The organism is Nitratidesulfovibrio sp. SRB-5 (assembly GCF_019931275.1).
Taxonomy (GTDB): domain Bacteria; phylum Desulfobacterota; class Desulfovibrionia; order Desulfovibrionales; family Desulfovibrionaceae; genus Cupidesulfovibrio.
The window spans coordinates 89,392-107,695 of record NZ_JAIOTY010000003.1; the positions used below are offsets into that span (position 1 = coordinate 89,392).

Here is an 18,304-nt window from a genome sequence, read left to right on the forward strand (position 1 = left end):
ACCATGCACGACCGCACCACCGCATCCCCCCCCGCGCGCACTTCCGGCCAGCCTGACCGGTACGACCGCCACTCCGCGCAGTCCGGCCCGCTGGCCCTGCTGCACCGCCTGCTGGCGCTCATCGCCAAGGAATTCCTGACCCTGCTGAAAGACCCCAAAAGCCGCACCGTGGTCATCCTGCCGCCGCTGCTCCAGACCATCATCTTCGGCTATGCCGCCACCTTCGACCTGGTGGACGTGCCCTGCGCCATCTACGACGAGGACCGCAGCGCGGCCTCGCGCGAACTGGCCGCGCGGGTGGCCGGGTCGCCCACCTTCCGCGTGGTGGAATACCTGCACCGCGATGCGGACATGGCCCGACTGCTCGACGCCGGACAGGTACGGCTGGTGCTGCGCATCGGGCAGGGCTTCGAGCGCGCCCTGACCCTGCGCGGCGGGGTGGGGCAACCGGTCGCCGCCGATGCGGGCAGCGGCGGGGATTCTTCCGGCACCGCCGCGACCTCCACCGTCCCTGCCCCTGCCCCGTCCGTGGCCCCCTCGCAGGCAGTGGTCCAGGCCATCGCCGATGGCCGCAACTCCAATACCGCCGGGCTTGCCCTCAACTACATGGCCTCCATCGTGGACGACTATGGCGCGCGTTACGTGGCCGCCCACGGCGGGCAACCCCGGCCCTCCACGCTGCTGACGCGGGCGTGGCACAACCCCAACCTGCTCAGCCGGTGGTTTTTCGTGCCGGGCATCGTGGTCATGGTGACCATGGTGGTCACGCTGATAATCACCGCCCTGTCCGTGGCCCGCGAGCGCGAACAGGGCACCTTCGACCAGATGCTGGTCACCCCCTACCGGCCCACGGAACTGCTGATCGGCAAGGCGGCCCCCGGCTTTCTGGTGGGGCTGTTCGAGGCCTCGCTCATCGTGGCCATGGCGGTGTTCTGGTTCGGGGTGCCCCTGCGCGGCAGCCTGCTGACCCTGTACGCCGGGCTGGTGCTGTTCCTGTTCTCGGTGGTGGGCATCGGCCTGATGATCTCGTCCCTGTCCGTGACCATGCAACAGGGGCTGCTGGGCATGTTCCTGTTCACCATGCCCGCCGCCATCCTTTCCGGCTTCGCCACGCCCATCGCCAACATGGCCGAGCCGGTGCAGTGGCTGACCCTGGTGAACCCCATGCGCTACATACTCATCGTGGTGCGGGGGGTGTTTCTGGAAGGGGCGGACCTGACACTGCTGGCCCCGCAGTTGTGGCCGCTGGCGCTCATCGGCGCGGTGTGCATGGCCGCCGCCGGGTGGCTGTTCCGGCACCGCATCCAGTAGCCGGTACGCGCCGCCTTGTTCCCGTGCCCCGCCGGGGCGACATCAGACACCAAAGAAAAAAGGCCCGCCCCCCGTAGGGCGGGCCTTTGGTCGTGGACGCGACGAACGTCCGCGACGGGCCGGGAATGCAAAGGCAGGGGTCGGGGAAATGCGGTGCGCGGGCCGGGCGGCGGGCGGTCCGCCCGGCCCCGCGCGGAGGTGCAGCATCAGGTCCGCCCGGAAGGGGGACTAATTCAGGAAGGTATCCACGGAAACGTAGTCCAGGCCAAAGGCCTCGGCCACGCCCTTGAAGGTGATCTTGCCGTCGATGACGTTGGCGCCCTTGGCGATTTCGCAGCTGTCCTGCATGGCGCGCTTCCAGCCCTTGTTGGCGATGGTCAGCGCGTAGGGCAGGGTGGCGTTGGTCAGGGCCAGGGTAGAGGTCTTGGCCACCGCGCCGGGCATGTTAGCCACGCAGTAGTGCACCACGCCGTCCACCACGAAGGTGGGGTCGGTATGGGTGGTGGCCTTCGAGGTTTCGAAGCAGCCGCCCTGGTCGATGGCCACGTCCACCATCACGGCGCCCTTCTTCATGGTCTTCAGCATGTCGCGGGTGACCAGCTTGGGGGCCTTGGCGCCGGTAACCAGCACCGCGCCCACCACCACGTCGGCCTCGCGCACCAGCTTGCGCACGGTGGCCGGGGAAGACATGAGCGGGAAGCAGTTGGAGGGCATCACTTCGCTGAGGTGGCGCAGGCGGTCCAGGTTCATGTCCAGGATGTACACCTTGGCGCCCAGGCCGCAGGCCATGCGGGCCGCATGGGTGCCCACCACGCCGCCGCCGATGACCACCACGGTGCCGGGGTCCACGCCGGGCACGCCGCCCAGCAGCACGCCGTTGCCGCCCTGGGCCATTTCCAGGTACTTGGCGCCCTGCTGGATGGCCATGCGGCCAGCCACTTCGCTCATGGGGGTGAGCAGGGGCAGGCTGCCGTCGGCCTTCTGGATGGTTTCGTAGGCGATGCACACCGCGCCGCTCTTGATCAGGGCCTGGGTCTGCGGTTCGTCGGCGGCAAGGTGCAGGTAGGTGAACACGATCTGGCCGGGGCGGATCATGCCGTATTCGGACGCCTGCGGCTCCTTGACGTGCATGACCATGTCGGACTTGGCGTAAATTTCGGCCGGGGTGGCCACGATGGTGGCGCCCGCTTCCACGTAGGCTTCGTCGGCAAAGCCGCTGCCCGCACCGGCGTTCTTTTCCACCAGCAGGGTGTGCCCGGCGTGCACCATCACCTCGACCCCGGCGGGGGTCATGGCGACGCGGTTTTCTTCCTTCTTGATCTCCTTCAGGATGCCAACGATCATCTGAGCCTCCAGATACGCCGGTGGTGCGGCGCGTTGCGGTGCGTTGCGGTGCGCTGTGAAAACCCCGGACAGGGCGCGCCCGCGCGGGCGCAGCCCCACCAAAGCAAACGCCTTGCCAACTTGCCGGAAAATCGGACGAAACGCCGAAATTTCCGGGCGAGTCACAAAAACGCAAATCGGACCAGTGAGTTGCGTGTGCAAAAAGAAGAGGGGCAGGGAAGGGGAACGGCGGGGAATGGAAGCGGCACGGCCAGGCATCGCACCCAAAGTGGAAATAAATCAGACCACTGTTCAAATAAACAGCGCATAAAACCCGAAATGATGCCGCAGGGAGCGTGGAAACATTTCGGACCGCTGGTAAGTTTTCAGACCATTCTCAAACCATGCCGCCGCAGCTTGTCGAGCAGGGCGGTATGGGAAATTCCAAGCTTTCTCGCCGCCTTGCGCACACTGCCTGCGGCGGCCACGGCATCGACGATGATCCGTTTTTCAAAAACGGCAATCATGTCCTTGAGCCGCCCCTCGCCATCCCCATGATGCTCGTGGCCAGAGGCCAGCGCCGCCGCATCGGCCACGGTATCGGCCACGCCGTCGGCCAGCCGGGCCGACTCGCCGAACAGCCCGCCTTCCAGCTCGTGGGCAAACAGGATGAACCGCGCACCCACCGCATCGTCCGGGCACAGGATGGCGGCGCGTTCCACCACGTTCTTCAGTTCGCGCACGTTGCCCGGCCAGTGGTGGCCCGCAAGGCGCGCCAGCGCCCCCGGCGAAAGGGTGCGCACCGGCCCGCCCAGCCGGGCGGCCAGCCCCAGCAGAAAGTGCTCGGCCAGCACGGCGATGTCCTCGGGCCGTTCCTTCAGCGGCGGAATGTGAATGGGCAACACGTTGATGCGGTAGTACAGGTCCTGCCGGAAGCGCCCTTCCTCCACCAGCCGCTCCAGGGTGCGGTTGGTGGCGGTGATGATGCGCACGTCCACGGGCACCTCCGCCGTGCCGCCCACCCGGCGCACGCTGCCCTCCTGCATCACCCGCAACATCTTGGCCTGCGAGGCCAGCGGCATGTCGCCTATCTCGTCCAGCAGCACCGTGCCGCCGCGCGCCGTCTCGAACAGGCCGGGCTTGCCCTCGCGCCGCCCGCCGGTGAAGGCTCCGGCCTCGTAGCCGAACAGCTCGCTTTCCAGCAGCTGTTCCGGCAAGGCCGCGCAGTTCACCGGCACGAACGGCCCCTGCCGCCCGCTGGCGGTGTGGATGGCCCGCGCGAACAGCTCCTTGCCGGTGCCGCTTTCACCCCGGATGGCGATGATGGAATCGGCGGCGGCCACGCGCCGGGCAAACGAAATGGCAAAGCCGATGGCCGGGTGCTGGCCCACGATGTCGCCGAAGGTCACCTGCGCGGGCTCGGTGATGGAGCGGGCCAGCTTGCGGATTTCGCGCATGTCGCGGGCCACTTCCACCGCGCCGATGATGCGCCCTTCGCCGTCGCGGATGGGCCTGCGGGTGACAAAGAATTGCAGCCGCCCGCCGCCCGGGGTGGCCACCTCGCGCTTGGCGTCCACCAGTTCGCGCCCGGACAGGCAATCCAGGATGCCCCGGTCGGGCAGGCCCAGTGCGTCCAGCGGCAGGCCGGACAGGTCGGCGGCGGGGGTGCCGCCCGGCGAGCCCGATGTACCGGACACGCCCGGTGCCCCGGCACACCCGTAGGCCTCGCGGGCCACCTTGTTGATGGAGGTCACCCGCCCCTCGGCGTCGATGGACAGCACCCCGTCGCGCAGGTTGTCCAGCAGCACCAGAAAGCGGTTGGCGCGCTCCTCGGCGGGCAGGGTGTCCACGATGCGGAATTCCAGCAGATCGGGGATGCGGCCCAGCGTCTCGAACAGGGCGGCGCGGTCCACGTCGCGCGAGCTGTCCGCCTCCAGGTACACGAAGGCGCGGTCCATGCCGGGCGCAGGGGCGTGAGCCGGGGCAGGGACCGGAGAGGGGGCGGAAGCCGGGCCGGGGGTCAGGCCGGAAATGGCGCACGTGGAGGGGGTGGCCGCCGCACCGCCGGGGCGGCGCTCCACTTCCATGGAGACGATGGACAGCGCCTGCCCGGCCAGCAGCGAGGAAAGGTCGGACACGATGCCCACCCGGTCTCGAAAGATGCATTCCATTCGTAGTTTCATGCGTGCGTCTTCCGGTACGGGGTGGGCGTTGCGGCTTCCCTGTGGTGGATGGTGCGGCTAGTCCGCGCTCCGGGATTTGCCGGCGGAATCCATGCCGGGCACCGGCTGGTCCTTGCTGTAGGCGGTGGCCTGGCAGATGGCGATGAGCGTGCCTTCGCCGTCGGTGATGCGGATTTCGTAGGTGGCCACCCGCCGGGCGGCGCTGATCTCGCGCGCCTCGGCCGTCAGCGGCCCGCGCTTGCCGGGCGCCAGGAACGAGATGGAGGTGTTCAGGTTCACGCTGACCCTGCCCCGCGTGTTGCAGGCCACGGCAAAGGCCAGGTCGGCCACGGCAAAGATGGCCCCGCCGTGGGCCATGCCCACGCCGTTGCGGTGGTGCGCATCCAGGGGCATGACGGCGCGGGCGTAGCCGCGCGCGGCCTCGGTGATCTCGATGCCCAGGTGCTTGGCGAACATGTCGCGCTCGGCGATGAACCGGCGGACGTGTTCCATGTCGCCATCAGGAGCGGGCGCAGGAGGGGATGCGGGGGTACCGGAACCGGCGGCGGCTGCGGCATGCGGCGCGGACGGTGTGCCGGACGGGGGAGTGGACATGGCGTCTCCGCGCGGGATGCGCGCAACTGCGTGAACGGAACGGCCATGACCGGAACAGGCAGGGGCAGGCCGTACATGAGCGAATCGGACATGAGCGAATCGGGCCGATTCACGAAAGCGTGAAACGGTCGGGCACAAGGCGCACCGTAGCGGCAGGACCCCCACCTTGTCGAGGGGCAACGGAGCGGCCACAGGGGTGCAACACCGCACACCGCTTGCCTGCCGTACCGCGCAAGGCTATGCAGGACGGGCTTCCGACGGCAACGCGCCCGCGCGCCACCAGCCTGCCCCGTCGCATCCATAAATGTACAAACGCGTCTGGCAAGCACGTCTGGCGGGCACGTCTGGCGAACTAGCCTGGCAAACTCGCTGGCGGCCCCCCCCCTGCCGCATGCCCACCACAGCCGTACGCCACGCCACCCCCTGCCCTCGTGAGGGCGGGGCCTGCCCGGAGGATCCATGACCATCCATTCCCTTGCCGCCCTGGCCGTGGCCCTGTTCATCCTGGCCATCACACCCGGCCCCGGCGTGTTCGCCGTGCTGTCCGCCGCCCTGGGGCGCGGCCTGCCCACGGCGCTGGCCCTTACGGCGGGCATCATCTGCGGCGACATGGTCTTTCTGCTGCTGGCCATGGCCGGGCTGACCGTGCTGGCGGAAAGCATGGGCGAGCTGTTCCTGGTGGTGCGCCTTGGCGGCGCGGCCTACCTGATCTGGCTGGGCATCGGCCTGTGGCGCGGCGCGGCCACGGCCCGGCCCCACGCCGCGCCCGGAGAAGCGGCGTCGGAGAATCCTGCCCCCGGCGCGGGCTCCGCGTGCGACACCGCGCCTCTGGCCCCGCCAACACGATTGCGCCTGTTACGCCTGTTGCGCACCGCCTGCGGCGGCCTGGCCCTGACCCTCGGCAACCCCAAGGTCATCGTCTTCTACGTGGGTTTTCTGCCCACCTTCGTGGACATGCGCACACTGGACGCCACGGGAGCCGCGCTGGTGGCCGCCACCACGGTTGCCGTGGTGGGCTGCGTGCTGGGCGGCTACGCGGTGATGGCCGCGCGCGCCCGGCGCATGCTGTCCACCCCGCGCGCCACCCGGCTGCTGCATCGCGGCGCGGGCGCGGTAATGGTGGGCACGGGCGCGGCCATCGCCACCCGCTGACCCGGCCATCCGCGCCACCGCGCCATCCGGCATCCCGCCCGGCATTGTCACCGGGCCTTTCCCAACCCCGGCCCGTCCCCAGCGGTCTCCCGCCTTTCCGGCGCCCCCGGTTTTTACGCCGGGGGCGCTAAACCTTTGCGCCGTCACACCGAAAAGACCAGCGAACACCCTGTGCGCCCGGCCCTTCACGCGGTCATGGTTGGCGGCAGGAAACACAGGGGGCACCGGTGAACGCCGGGCGCCCGGTGGCAACAGGTGGCAGCAGGAACAGCAGGGGGCAGCGCCATGCACGCGCCGCACATTTCCGTGGTGGTGCCCAACCACAACTACGGACGCTTTCTCGACCGCTTCTTCGGCTCGCTGGCCGCGCAGACCTTTTCGCCCGACGCGGTGGAAGTGGTCTTCGTGGATGATGCCAGCAGCGACGATTCGGTCCAGCGTGCCCGCGGCTGGCAGGCCGACGGCCCGTGGGCGGCGTTTCGCGTGCTGGCCCTGCCACGCGTGGGCAGGCCCGGCCCGGTGCGCAACGCCGGGGCAAAGGCCGCGCGTGGCTCCTTCCTGCTGTTCTGCGACCCGGACGACTACCTGGCCCCGGACTTTCTGCGTCATACCCACGCTGCCCTGACGGAGCCCTGCGGGCCGGACGAGCAAACCCGCGCCCCCGGCCCCCTGCCCGGTCCGCACATCGCCTGCGTGGACTACATCGAGGAATCACCCGCCGGATCGCGGGTGGTGCGGGTGCCGGACTTTCATCCGGACCTGTTGCGCACCCAGAACCTGTTCCCCACCACGTCGCTGATGCGGCGCGAGGTGTGGCAGGCCAGCCGGGGCTTTCGCACCGCAACGACATACGAGGACTGGGACTTCTGGGTGCAGGCGGCCATGGCAGGGTTCGGCGTGGTGCGCGTGGCGCAGCCGCTGCTGCACTACGTTTTCCATGACGCCAACTACTCGCACGCGGCCCGCGCCGACGACGGCAGGGCCAAGGCGCGCATCGTGCGCGACAACCCATCCTTCTTCGAATCCGAGGTGCGGGCCTGGGCGCGCGCCCTGCTGTGCGGCGAGCCGTGGGCCGTCCCCTTCACGCGGGGGGTCATTCCCCGCGCCGCCGACATCCGCGCCCTGCGCGAACTGTTCATGGCCCGCATGGGCGCAGTGCGGGCGGGAGAGATTTTCTCCCGCGCGGGCCTGTAGCGGGCAATCCTCCTTCTTCCCTTGCCCCTTTCGTTCCGGCAAGGAATCCCACCGCCGCACGTCCACCTTCCCGACACAACGGACCAAATGAAAAGTCGGGAGGAGCGGCAGCCGTTATGTGAGCGCATACATCGCCCCGAAGGGCGCGAAGCGGGGCCGTTGGCGAGATCGCGAGTCCTACGGTCATTGTACGCAACGCGCGAACATTACGGATGCCGACAGCAACGTTGGGGGTGCGAGGGAAGGAACCCTTTGCGGCAGCCGTTAGGCGAGCGCGAAGGCCGACTCGAAAGACACAATGCGTGACCGTTCGGTCACCTCGCGAACCCACGGATATGGTGCATGACGCGCGAGTCTTACGGATGGCGACCGCAGAGCGAAAGGTTCCTTCCCCCGCGTTGTTTCCAGCGTTTCCCTTCCTACTCCAGATCGTACTTCTTCAGTTTGTTGTGCAGGGTGGCGCGGGTGATGCCCAGACGGCGCGCGGCCTCGCTCTTGTTGTCGCCGGTTTCGCGCAGGGTGGCGATGATGGCCCGGCGTTCCAGATCCTCCAGCGACAGCCCGGCATAGGGGGCCAGCCCGTCGCCGTCGGCGGTGGCGTTCCCCGCACCCGCCCCGGCGTTTGCACCGCTTCCGCTGTCTCCGCCGCTTCCGGCAGTCCCGTTCCCTCCGCCTCCGAAATGCAGCGGCAGTTCGCGCTCGGTCACGTAGTCGCCGGTGGCCAGAATCACGGCGCGCTCGATGGCGTTTTCCAGTTCGCGCACGTTGCCCGGCCAGTCGTGGCGCAGCAGCATATCCATGGCCTGCGGGGTGAACCCCTTGAGGTGCTTGCGGTTCTTTTCGGTGTACCGATCCAGGAAGAACGCGGCCAGCAGGGGCACGTCGCCCGCGCGCTCGCGCAGGGCGGGCACGTGCACGGCAATGACGTTGAGCCGGTAGTACAGGTCTTCCCTGAACCGCCCCGCCGCCGCCTCTTCGCGCAAGTCTCGGTTGGTGGCGGCAATGACCCGCACGTCCACGGTGAGCGGCGTGTCGCTGCCCACCCGCTGCACCTCGCCCTGTTGCAGGGCGCGCAGCAGTTTTGCCTGCAACGTCAGGGGCATTTCGCCTATCTCGTCCAGAAACAGGGTGCCGCCGTCGGCCTGCACGAAGCGCCCTTCGCGCCGCCGGTCGGCCCCGGTGAAGGCCCCGCGCTCGTGGCCGAACAGTTCCGATTCCAGCAGGGTTTCGGTCAGCGCGGCGCAGTTCACGGTGACCAGCGGACGGCTGCTCCGGTGACTGGCCGCGTGCAGGGCGCGGGCCACCAGTTCCTTGCCGGTGCCCGATTCGCCTGTAATGAGCACGGTGGCCTCGGACGGGGCCACCGTGGCGATCATCTCCACCAGTTCGTGCATGGGCGCGCTGCGACCGATGATGCCGTGCGGCGCGCCCGGCGCCCCCGCCCCACCCTGCGACGACAGCCGCTCGCGCAGTTCGCGGTTTTCGCTGGCCAGGCGGGTGTGATCCAGCGCCCGTTCCAAGGTGTGGCGCAGCACGTCGAAATCCAGCGGCTTGATCAGGTAGTCGTAGGCCCCGGTGCGCAGTGCCTCCACGGCGGTATCCACCGACGAGAAGGCCGTCATGATCAGCACGGGCGTGGCCGGGTTCCAGTCCAGGATGTGGTGCAGCGCCGCTATGCCGTCCATGCGGGCCATGCGCACGTCCATGAGCACGGCGTCCCAGGCGCGCTGGCGCACCTTGTCCACGGCGGAATCGCCGTCGTCGGCCTCTTCGGTGGCGTAGCCCCAGCCGCGCAACATGGTGCGCAGCATGGAGCGGTGCGCCGCGTCGTCGTCCACGATGAGGATGGTGGCGGTGCTCATGGCTTGTCATCCTTTGCGGGATTGCCGACCCGGGTTGAAGCTGCGCGCGCGCCGGATGTCGAGGACGCACCGGATGCGGAGGGCGCGGCGGGGGATGCCGCCGGGGCGGTGGCGGAAGCGGCATCATCCGCGCCGGGGCCTGCCGCGTCCTGCGCGTGCCCCTGCCCCGTCGCCTGCTCGGCGGGCAGCAGAAAGGTGATCTCCGTGCCCTGACCGAGGGCGGACCGCAGCGAAACCTCGCCGCCGTGAGCCTCCACGATCTTGTGCACGATGGCGAGGCCGAGGCCCGTGCCCTGACTTTTGGTGGTGAAATAGGGGTCGAAGATGGTGGCCAGATGCTCCGGCGCGATGCCGGTGCCCGTGTCGCGCACCGCAACCGCAATGCGGTTGCCCGGCGCGGCGGCAAGGCGCACGGACAGCTCCCCGCCGCTCGGCATGGCCTCCAGCGCGTTCAGGAACACATTGAGCAGCGCCTGCGAGAAGCGGTCCGGGTCCAGAAGCGCGCGGGGCAGGCTGCCGACCGCGCCGTCCTGCGCACCGGCCAGTGCATTGTCCGGGACACCTTCCGGGGCGCCGTCGGGCTCCACCCGCACGGTCACGCCCCGGTGGGCGGCGTCCTGCCGCACCAGCCGCAGCACGTGGTGCACCAGGAATCCGGCGTCCACCGGGCGGGGGGCGATGTCCGAGGGCCGGGCCAGCCCGATGAGGTCGGAGATGACCCGGTTCAGCCGTTCCACCTCCTGCACCATCACCCGCGCCGCCTCGCGGTCTTCGCTGCCCTCGTCGAAGCGGCTGCCGAAATAGGTGGCGTAGCCCTTGATGGAGCTGAGCGGGTTGCGCAGCTCGTGGGCCACCCCGGCGGCCAGGCTGCCGATGGCGGCCAGCTTTTCACGGCGGCGCACCTCGTCTTGCAGGCGGCGCACCTCGCGCAGGTCGCGCAGGATCAGGATGGCCCCGGCATCGGCGGCATCCCCGGCGGCAATGCGCACCCCGCGCACGCTCATGGGCACGGGCGGGCCGCCCACCACGGGGCAGTCCAGGGTCACCTCCGCCCCCAGGGACGGGGCGGCATCGGCGTCCCCGCCGTCCGGCGCACCGCCGGTCAACCGCCCGGCCAGCTCCGCCAGCGGGGCGGGCAGCACCGCTTCCGGCGCGGCCCCGGCGGGCACCGCACCGCCCAGACGCAACAGGTCGCGCGCCGCCGCGTTGCAGGTGGCCACGCGGCCCGCGCCGTCCAGCACCACCAGCCCGTCGGGCAGGCTGGTGACCACGTGCAGGGCGAAGGACTGGGCCTGCCGCACCAGCCGCCGCGAGGCGCGGGCATGGCGCGACCACAGCAGCGAAAGCACACCGGCCCCGCCCAGCAGGGCCAGAATGGACAGCATGACCAGGGTATGCTGGCGGTCGGACGCGCGGGCCGCATCGAAGGGGGCCGTGTCCAGCGCCACGATGATGACCGGGGGCGGGGCGTCGCGCTCGGCCAGCGTGTCGGCCTCCATCTCGCGGCGCAGCCAGCCGGGCATGGACCCCATGCCGGATTCCGGGCTGCGCATGCCGTGGCCCATCATGTGGCCGCCCATGCCCATATGGCGCGCCGTGGGCCGCAAGGGAATGAAGGTGCGGTACACCAGAAAGGCGCGCTGGCCGCCCGCCTCCATCAGCCGCCAGCCTACCTCGTCGCGGGGTTGCTGGCGCACGTCCCCCCCATCGCGCCCATCGCGCCCGTCGCGCCCGTCGCGCCCCAAAGGAGCGGGCGGCGGGGGCACGGCCAGGGCCTCCATGGTGGCCGGGTCGGCCAGGGAGCGGCCAACCCACTGCGGGTCGCTGTGGGCCAGCACCACGCCCTGCCTGTCGGTGACGGCGATGAACTGGATGTCCGGCTGGTCGGCCATTTCCTCCAGCAATATCTGCAAGCGCAGCTCGCCCCCGGTGCGCCCGCGCAGGCCGGTGCGCGCACCGGCCTCGAAGGCCCGGATCAGCGAAGCGCCCTTTTCGGACAGGATGCGGCGCATGGATTCCTGCTCGCCATCATGGTTCAGCACGGTAAGCACGGCCAGCACCAGGGCCAGGGCAACCGTGGCCCCGATGATCAGCCACGGCGAGGGCAGGCTTTCACCCCCGCCCCGACGGCCGCCGCGCCCGCCACGCCCGAACAGGCCAGATTGGCCCTCGCGTGCGGCAGGCGGGGCCGCGTCCGTGCTGTCCGTCCTGATCGTATTGCTTGCGTTGTCCTTCGGCATGGAAAGTTTCCTTGCGGTGCGCGGTACCCGCCGGGGGCGGGGTGTTCGAATCCGCGACACCTGTTCGATTTTCATACGCCATCCCGAGGGTAGCGTATAGTTTTTATACATCTGATCGGTTTTCGTGCAGGCCTTGCGGGGGCCTTCCGGGTGCGGAAAATGAAATTTCAACCTTCAATCACGGCATGTTACACGCATATTCCGCGCCTTGGCACGCCGGTTGCTTTTACCGGGGCAAGCAACAAGCGCACCAGCCCCGCACCACAGTACATGGCCACGCCATCCACGGCGGATGCAGCGAAGACGCCAGGCGGGGCGGCAACGAATCAACACAGGAGCACACATCATGAAGACCAAGCATCTCGTCCTCGGCACCGTCGCCCTCGCGGGCCTGCTCGCCATCACCGGCATCACCGACAGCGCCTTTGCCCGCATGGGCGGCATGGGCGGCATGGGCGGCCGCTGCGCCACCGGCGCGGTGTACAACTCCCTGACCCCGGAAAAGCAGGCCAAGTACGACGCCATATACAAGGAAGCGGACGCCCGCATCCAGCCGCTGAAGGACAAGGCCTGGGCCAAGCACACCGAACTGAACGCCCTGTCCGGCAACCCCAACACCAAGCCGGAAGCCATTTCCAAGCTGACGGGCGAACTGTCCGACCTGCGCACCCAGATCCGCAAGGAATACACCGCCCTTGACGAACGCCTGGAAAAGGAAGTGGGCGTCAACCCCGGTTATGGCCGCATGGGCCACATGGGCATGGGCGGCGGCATGATGGGTGGCCACGGCATGGGTCATGGTGGCATGGGTGGCGGCATGATGGGCGGCCAGGGCATGGGCCACGGCCCCATGCATGACGGCCAGACGCCCCAGTCCAACCAGTAGTCCGGATACGGATGAAATCTCCGGGGCGCACCTGCCAGCCTTCACAGAGGACTTCCCACCTCCGCGCCCCGCATGACTGAAACAGAGAGCCGCCGACATCACCGGATGTCGGTGGCTCTTTCCGTTTGGCGTGCCGCGCGTTCCCCGTCCCGCCCTGCCGCCATTCCGCCCTGCCGCCATCCCGCCCTGCCGCCATCCCGCCGTGCCCCTGCCGCCCGCCAGGCCCCGGCCCGTCTGGACGCAAGAGCGACCGCTCCACTCCGACCCGGCGCGGGGTTGATTTCTGGCATTCCAGCGCCTACAACCGTTCCGAATATCGAAAAATCATGCCTCACGACGGTACGGGTAGCGGGCCGCCCGCCCCCGCCGCCGCGCGACACAGCAGGAGCCTTTTCACCACACCGCACGACTCGCACCCACACCGCACCCGCCGGGACCACACCCGCGCGACGCCCAGGAGGAACCGCATGGAACAGCATCTTGATGCCCGCATCGTCGAGCGCGGCAAGGAATTCTTCAAGAGCATCAGCGGCGAGGCCCCGTCCATCTTCAACAAGGGCTTCTGGACCGGCAAGGTCATGGACTGGGCCATGCAGAACGAGGGCTTCAAGGTCCAGCTGTTCCGCTTCGTGGACGTCCTGCCCTACCTGAACACCTCCGAGGCGCTCACCCGCCACATCCGCGAATACTTTTCCGCCGACGGGGCGGACGTGCCCCCCGTGCTCAAGTGGGGCGCGGGTGCCGCCGGCTTCGGCGGGGCGTTCACCGGCATGCTCATGGGCAAGTTCATCCGGTCCAACATCGAAGGCATGGCCCGCACCTTCATCATCGGCGAAAACACCAAGGAAGCCATCAAGGGGCTGGCCAAGCTGCGCAAGGAAGGCTTTGCCTTCACCGTGGACCTCTTGGGCGAAGCCACGGTGAGCGAGGAAGAAGCCGACGCCTACCGCGACGGCTACCTGGAAGTGCTGGACGCCATCTCCAGGGAACACGCAAAGTGGGCCCCGCTGACCGATTCCACGGGCGGCACCTCCGGTCCCGGCGCGTCCCTGAGCGGGGGGGACTGGGGCCACACCCCCAAGGTGAACGTGTCCATCAAGCCTTCCGCCCTCTATTCGCAGGCCAAGCCCGGCGACGTGGAAGGGTCCGTGCAGGGCATCCTGTCGCGGATGGTGCCCATCTACCGCAAGATCGTGGAGATGGGCGGCTTTTTGTGCATCGACATGGAACAGCTGAAGTACCGCGAAATGACGCTGGAACTGTTCAAGCGGCTGCGCACCATGCCCGAATTCCGCGACTACCCGCACCTGTCCATCGTGCTTCAGGCCTACCTGCGCTGCACCGAACACGACCTGGACGAGCTGCTGGCCTGGGGCCGCGCCGAAAGGCTGCCCTTCGGCATCCGCCTGGTGAAGGGCGCGTACTGGGACTACGAAACGGTGATGGCCAAGCAGAACGGCTGGGAAATTCCCGTGTGGACCCGCAAGCCGGAATCGGACATCTGCTACGAAAAGCTGGCCCGCCGCATTCTTGAAAACAACGACCTCGTCTACTTCGCCTGCGCCTCGCACAACGTGCGCACCATTTCCACGGTGATGGAAACGGCCCGCGCGCTGAACGTGCCCGCCCACCGCTACGAATTCCAGGTGCTGTACGGCATGGCCGAACCGGTGCGAAAGGGCCTGAAGAACGTGGCCGGGCGCGTGCGCCTGTACTGCCCGTACGGCGAACTGATCCCCGGCATGGCCTACCTTGTCCGCCGCCTGCTGGAAAACACCGCCAACGAATCCTTCCTGCGCCAGAGCTTCGTGGACGGCGCGGAACTGGAACGGCTGCTGGAAAACCCGCAGGCCACGCTGGAGCGCGAACTGGCCGCCGCCCCGCCGCCGCGTTCCGCCCCGCCGGCTCAGCCCGGCCCCGACGGCCTGCCCCCGTTCGTCAACGAAAGCATGCTGGACCTGACCCTGCCCGCCAACCGCGCTGGCTTCGTGAACGCCATCGCGGAAGTGCGCGGCAAGGCGGGCGGGGTGATTCCGCTGTTCATCGGCGGCAAGGACGTGACCACCGACGACACCATCGCCTCCACCAACCCGGCCAAACCGGCGGAAGTCATCGCCCGGGTCTGCCAGGGCGGCAAGCCGGAAGTGGACGCCGCCATCGAGGCCGCCCAAAAGGCCTTCCCGGCCTGGCGCGACACATCCCCGGCGGACCGGGCCATGTTCCTGCACCGCGCGGCGGACATCGCCCGCCGCCGCATGTTCGAGCTGTCCGCCTGGCAGGTGCTGGAAGTGGGCAAGCAGTGGGACCAGGCCTTCCATGACGTGGGCGAGGGCATCGACTTCCTGGACTACTACGCCCACGAAATGCTGCGCCTGGGCACGCCGCGCCGCATGGGCCGCGCCCCCGGCGAACTGAACCACCTGTTCTACCAGCCCAAGGGCATTGCCGCGGTCATCGCGCCGTGGAACTTCCCCTTCGCCATCGCCATCGGCATGGCCGCCGCCGCCATCGTCACCGGCAACCCGGTGATCTTCAAACCGTCGTCCATTGCCTCGCGCATCGGGTACAACCTTACGGAAATCTTCCGCGAGGCGGGCCTGCCCGAGGGCGTGTTCAACTACGTGCCGGGCCGCAGCTCGGTCATGGGCGATTACCTGGTGGAACACCCGCAGGTGAGCATGATCTGCTTCACCGGCTCCATGGAAGTGGGCCTGCGCATTCAGGAAAAGGCGGCCAGGGTGCAGCCCGGCCAGATGCAGTGCAAGCGGGTCATCGCGGAAATGGGCGGCAAGAACGCCATCATCATCGACGACGACGCCGACCTCGACGAGGCCGTGCTGCAGGTGCTGAACTCCGCGTTCGGCTTCCAGGGGCAGAAGTGCTCGGCCTGCTCGCGGGTCATCGTGCTGGACCCCATCTACGACCGCTTCGTGGAGCGGCTCGTCAAGGCGGCGCAGGCCATCAAGATCGGCCCGTCGGAAGACCCGGCCAACTACATGGGGCCGGTGGCCGACGCATCGCTGCAAAAGAACATTCTGGAATACGTGAAGGTGGCCGAGCAGGAAGGCAAGGTGCTGGTGAAGCGCACCGACATTCCCGCAGAGGGCTGCTACGTGCCGCTGACCATCGTGGAAGGCATCAAACCGCATCATCGGATTGCACAGGAAGAAATCTTCGGCCCGGTGCTGGCCGTGATGCGCGCGGGGAACTTTGACGAGGCGCTGGCCATCGCCAACGGCACCCGCTTTGCCCTGACCGGCGGCGTGTTCTCGCGCAGCCCCGAAAACCTGACCAAGGCCCGCCGCGAATTCCGCGTGGGCAACCTGTACCTGAACCGCGGCTCCACCGGAGCCATGGTGGAACGCCAGCCCTTCGGCGGGTTCAAGATGTCGGGCGTCGGCTCCAAGACCGGCGGCCCCGACTACCTGTTGCAGTTCATGGACCCGCGCTGCGTGACCGAAAACACCATGCGCCGGGGCTTTGCCCCCATCGAGGAAGACGACGACTGGATCGGGTAGGGCCGACTCTGGCGGTTACGCCGACAAACCGGGGCGAACCGAAACGGACCAAAAGACAAGGGCCGCGCACTGCATGGTGCGCGGCCCGTTTTGTCTGCATGGGATCGGAAGAGGCACCGGGGGCGGGGCGTGTCACAATTTCGCGTCGGTATATACATTGTATTGACAATCGCGCCGCCCGGCTTTAGCCTTTCCGCACAGGAGGCCGCCATGGCAAGCACCGACATCATCAACCTGCGCGTTCCCCCGGAGCAGAAGGCCATCATTGATCTGGCCGCTGCGCTGGCGGGCAAGAACCGCACGGCCTTCATCCTTGAGCATGCCGTTCGCTCCGCCGAGGAACTGCTGCTGGAAAAGTCTCACTTCCAGCTTTCCACGGCGCAATGGGACGCCTTTCAGGCCGCGCTGGATGCACCAGTCCGCGACAACCCGGCCCTGAAGCGCCTGCTTGCCACGCCCGCTCCGTGGGATGACGACGAATGAACGGACGCATTGCCGCCCCGGAAGCTCTGACCCCGCGACATGACCTGACCGCGTTCTGCAGCGGCGAGCCCGCACTGGACGACTGGCTGCGAACGCGCGCGGCCAGAAACGAGGGCAAGGCCACCCGCACCTACGTGGCCTGCCTGCATGAAAAAGGCGGGCAGGTAGAACAGGGCACGCGGGTAGTCGGCTTCTATTCGCTGGCAGTGGGCAGCGTGGCCCACGAAATCGCCCCGGGCAGCATCCGGCGCAACATGCCCGACCCGGTGCCGGTAATGATTCTGGCCCGTCTTGCCGTAGACCAAGGCATGCAAGGGCGGGGAATTGGCAGGGCGCTGGTGCGCGACGCCCTGCTGCGCACCGCCCAGGCGGCAGGCATAGCGGGCATCCGGGCCATTCTGGTGCATGCGTTGCACGAACGCGCGGCGACCTTTTATGCAGGCTGCGGGTTCCACCCCTCTTCCGTAAGCCCGCTGACGCTGCTGCTGCGGATGGAAGAGGTGCAGCAATACCTGCACCCGCAGCGCACAGGATAAGGCTGAGTTCCACCCGCCACGCTGCTGCCATCAAACACAAGCGCCCGGCAATGGCATTGCCGGGCGCTTTCGTTTCCTTCAAGAGTGGGGGCGCTACACCTTCAGCGTGCCCCTGAAATCATCCCACTGCTCGATGCCCATGCGCTCGCACAGGGCGGCCAGGTCGTCCACCAGCCGGAACACGAAGTCGGGGCGGATGAAGTTGGCGGTGCCCACCTGCACGGCATGCGCGCCCACAAGCAGGAACTCCAGCACATCCTCTGCGCTGGTGATGCCGCCGATGCCGATGACCGGAATGGACACGGCCTTTGCCACCTGCCACACGCAGCGCAGGGCCACGGGCTTGATGGCCGGACCGGACAACCCGCCCACCACGTTGGCCAGCAGGGGCTTGCGGGTGTTGATGTCCACGCCCATGCCGGTCAGGGTGTTGATGCAGGACAGCACGTCGGCCCCGGCGTCTTCCACGGCGCGGGCCATGTGGGCGATGTCGGTGACGTTGGGCGACAGCTTGACGATGACCGGCTTGCTGCCCGCGCGCATCTTCACCGCTTCGGTCACCTTGGCGGCCTGGCGCGGGTCCTGGCCGAAGATCACGCCGCCTTCCTTCACGTTGGGGCACGAGATGTTCACTTCCAGCGCGGCCACGCCCTCTTCGGCGGCCAGCACGGCGGCCAGTTCGCCGAATTCGCCGGGGTCGCAGGCGTACAGGTTGGCCACGATGGGCACCTCGCGCCATGGGAGCTTGGGCAGGGTGGTGCGCACGAAGTAGTCGACGCCGTCATTCTGCAAACCCACGGCGTTCAGCATGCCGCAGGGCGTTTCGGCCACGCGGGGCATGGGGTTGCCCCGGCGCGGGGCCAGCGACAGGCCCTTGACCACGATGCCGCCAAGCTTGGTCAGGTCGCCGTAGGGGGTGAACTCCACCCCGTACCCGAAGGTGCCCGAGGCGGTCATGACCGGGTTGTTCAGGGTCAGCGGGTGCAGACCGCCGGGAAGGGTAACGTGCATGTCGATCATGA

At 68.4% G+C, this 18,304-nt stretch carries 13 protein-coding genes; 7 read left to right on the forward strand and 6 right to left on the reverse strand.

Going from position 1 to position 18,304, the window contains the following annotated elements; genetic code table 11:
* Positions 1-3: 3 nt before the first annotated feature.
* Positions 4-1,311 carry an ABC transporter permease gene (locus K6142_RS14455; protein WP_223290444.1) on the forward strand — a complete coding sequence of 436 codons (1,308 nt, stop codon included), beginning with the start codon at positions 4-6 and terminating at the stop codon, positions 1,309-1,311.
* 228 nt (positions 1,312-1,539) lie between these two features.
* Here the strand turns inward: K6142_RS14455 and ald are convergent, their stop codons facing one another.
* The 3 genes from ald to K6142_RS14470 form a co-directional block, all read right to left on the reverse strand.
* Positions 1,540-2,655 (reverse strand): alanine dehydrogenase, encoded by a 1,116-nt coding sequence (gene ald / locus K6142_RS14460; protein WP_190245740.1) that lies wholly within the window; start codon positions 2,653-2,655, stop codon positions 1,540-1,542.
* Between the two features lie 365 nt (positions 2,656-3,020).
* Positions 3,021-4,817 carry a sigma-54 interaction domain-containing protein gene (locus tag K6142_RS14465; protein WP_190245739.1) on the reverse strand — a complete coding sequence of 599 codons (1,797 nt, stop codon included), beginning with the start codon at positions 4,815-4,817 and terminating at the stop codon, positions 3,021-3,023.
* Between the two features lie 57 nt (positions 4,818-4,874).
* A complete protein-coding gene (locus K6142_RS14470; protein WP_223290443.1) occupies positions 4,875-5,411 on the reverse strand; it encodes a PaaI family thioesterase in 537 nt (178 codons plus the stop codon).
* A gap of 459 nt (positions 5,412-5,870) precedes the next feature.
* On the opposite strand from K6142_RS14470, the gene K6142_RS14475 reads away from it, so the two are divergent.
* Positions 5,871-6,563 (forward strand): LysE family translocator, encoded by a 693-nt coding sequence (locus K6142_RS14475; protein WP_190245738.1) that lies wholly within the window; start codon positions 5,871-5,873, stop codon positions 6,561-6,563.
* Positions 6,564-6,848: 285 nt separating this feature from the next.
* Entirely contained in the window at positions 6,849-7,757 is a 909-nt protein-coding gene (locus K6142_RS14480; protein ID WP_190245737.1) for a glycosyltransferase family 2 protein, read from the forward strand.
* 419 nt (positions 7,758-8,176) lie between these two features.
* On the opposite strand, the gene K6142_RS14485 is transcribed toward K6142_RS14480, so the two are convergent.
* Positions 8,177-9,619 carry a sigma-54-dependent transcriptional regulator gene (locus tag K6142_RS14485; protein WP_190245736.1) on the reverse strand — a complete coding sequence of 481 codons (1,443 nt, stop codon included), beginning with the start codon at positions 9,617-9,619 and terminating at the stop codon, positions 8,177-8,179.
* Positions 9,616-11,859 (reverse strand): ATP-binding protein, encoded by a 2,244-nt coding sequence (locus K6142_RS14490; protein WP_223380917.1) that lies wholly within the window; start codon positions 11,857-11,859, stop codon positions 9,616-9,618. Before K6142_RS14490 ends, K6142_RS14485 begins: the two co-directional genes overlap by 4 nt.
* Before the next feature lie 346 nt (positions 11,860-12,205).
* On the opposite strand from K6142_RS14490, the gene K6142_RS14495 reads away from it, so the two are divergent.
* From K6142_RS14495 to K6142_RS14510, 4 genes are all read left to right on the forward strand, one after another.
* A complete protein-coding gene (locus K6142_RS14495) occupies positions 12,206-12,745 on the forward strand; it encodes a periplasmic heavy metal sensor (RefSeq protein ID WP_190245780.1) in 540 nt (179 codons plus the stop codon).
* Positions 12,746-13,212: 467 nt separating this feature from the next.
* Complete coding sequence (gene pruA / locus K6142_RS14500; RefSeq protein WP_190245781.1) at positions 13,213-16,263, forward strand: L-glutamate gamma-semialdehyde dehydrogenase; 3,051 nt, start codon at positions 13,213-13,215, stop codon at positions 16,261-16,263.
* Positions 16,264-16,473: 210 nt separating this feature from the next.
* Positions 16,474-16,746, forward strand: a complete 273-nt coding sequence (locus K6142_RS14505) for a DUF1778 domain-containing protein (RefSeq protein WP_190245782.1) — start codon at positions 16,474-16,476, stop codon at positions 16,744-16,746.
* Entirely contained in the window at positions 16,743-17,282 is a 540-nt protein-coding gene (locus K6142_RS14510) for a GNAT family N-acetyltransferase (RefSeq protein WP_190245783.1), read from the forward strand. The genes K6142_RS14505 and K6142_RS14510 overlap by 4 nt, the downstream gene beginning before the upstream one ends.
* Before the next feature lie 93 nt (positions 17,283-17,375).
* On the opposite strand, the gene K6142_RS14515 is transcribed toward K6142_RS14510, so the two are convergent.
* A complete protein-coding gene (locus tag K6142_RS14515; RefSeq protein ID WP_190245784.1) occupies positions 17,376-18,302 on the reverse strand; it encodes a dihydroorotate dehydrogenase in 927 nt (308 codons plus the stop codon).
* Positions 18,303-18,304: the final 2 nt, after the last annotated feature.

Bases quoted from the DNA above. Each gene is read 5' to 3' on its own strand.
- pruA (WP_190245781.1), top strand. From the start codon at position 13,213: ATGGAACAGCATCTTGATGCCCGCATCGTCGAGCGCGGCAAGGAATTC.
- K6142_RS14455 (WP_223290444.1), top strand. From the start codon at position 4: ATGCACGACCGCACCACCGCATCCCCCCCCGCGCGCACTTCCGGCCAG.
- K6142_RS14470 (WP_223290443.1), bottom strand. From the start codon at position 5,411: ATGTCCACTCCCCCGTCCGGCACACCGTCCGCGCCGCATGCCGCAGCC.
- ald (WP_190245740.1), bottom strand. From the start codon at position 2,655: ATGATCGTTGGCATCCTGAAGGAGATCAAGAAGGAAGAAAACCGCGTC.
- K6142_RS14510 (WP_190245783.1), top strand. From the start codon at position 16,743: ATGAACGGACGCATTGCCGCCCCGGAAGCTCTGACCCCGCGACATGAC.
- K6142_RS14480 (WP_190245737.1), top strand. From the start codon at position 6,849: ATGCACGCGCCGCACATTTCCGTGGTGGTGCCCAACCACAACTACGGA.
- K6142_RS14505 (WP_190245782.1), top strand. From the start codon at position 16,474: ATGGCAAGCACCGACATCATCAACCTGCGCGTTCCCCCGGAGCAGAAG.
- K6142_RS14465 (WP_190245739.1), bottom strand. From the start codon at position 4,817: ATGAAACTACGAATGGAATGCATCTTTCGAGACCGGGTGGGCATCGTG.
- K6142_RS14495 (WP_190245780.1), top strand. From the start codon at position 12,206: ATGAAGACCAAGCATCTCGTCCTCGGCACCGTCGCCCTCGCGGGCCTG.
- K6142_RS14515 (WP_190245784.1), bottom strand. From the start codon at position 18,302: ATGATCGACATGCACGTTACCCTTCCCGGCGGTCTGCACCCGCTGACC.
- K6142_RS14490 (WP_223380917.1), bottom strand. From the start codon at position 11,859: ATGCCGAAGGACAACGCAAGCAATACGATCAGGACGGACAGCACGGAC.
- K6142_RS14475 (WP_190245738.1), top strand. From the start codon at position 5,871: ATGACCATCCATTCCCTTGCCGCCCTGGCCGTGGCCCTGTTCATCCTG.
- K6142_RS14485 (WP_190245736.1), bottom strand. From the start codon at position 9,619: ATGAGCACCGCCACCATCCTCATCGTGGACGACGACGCGGCGCACCGC.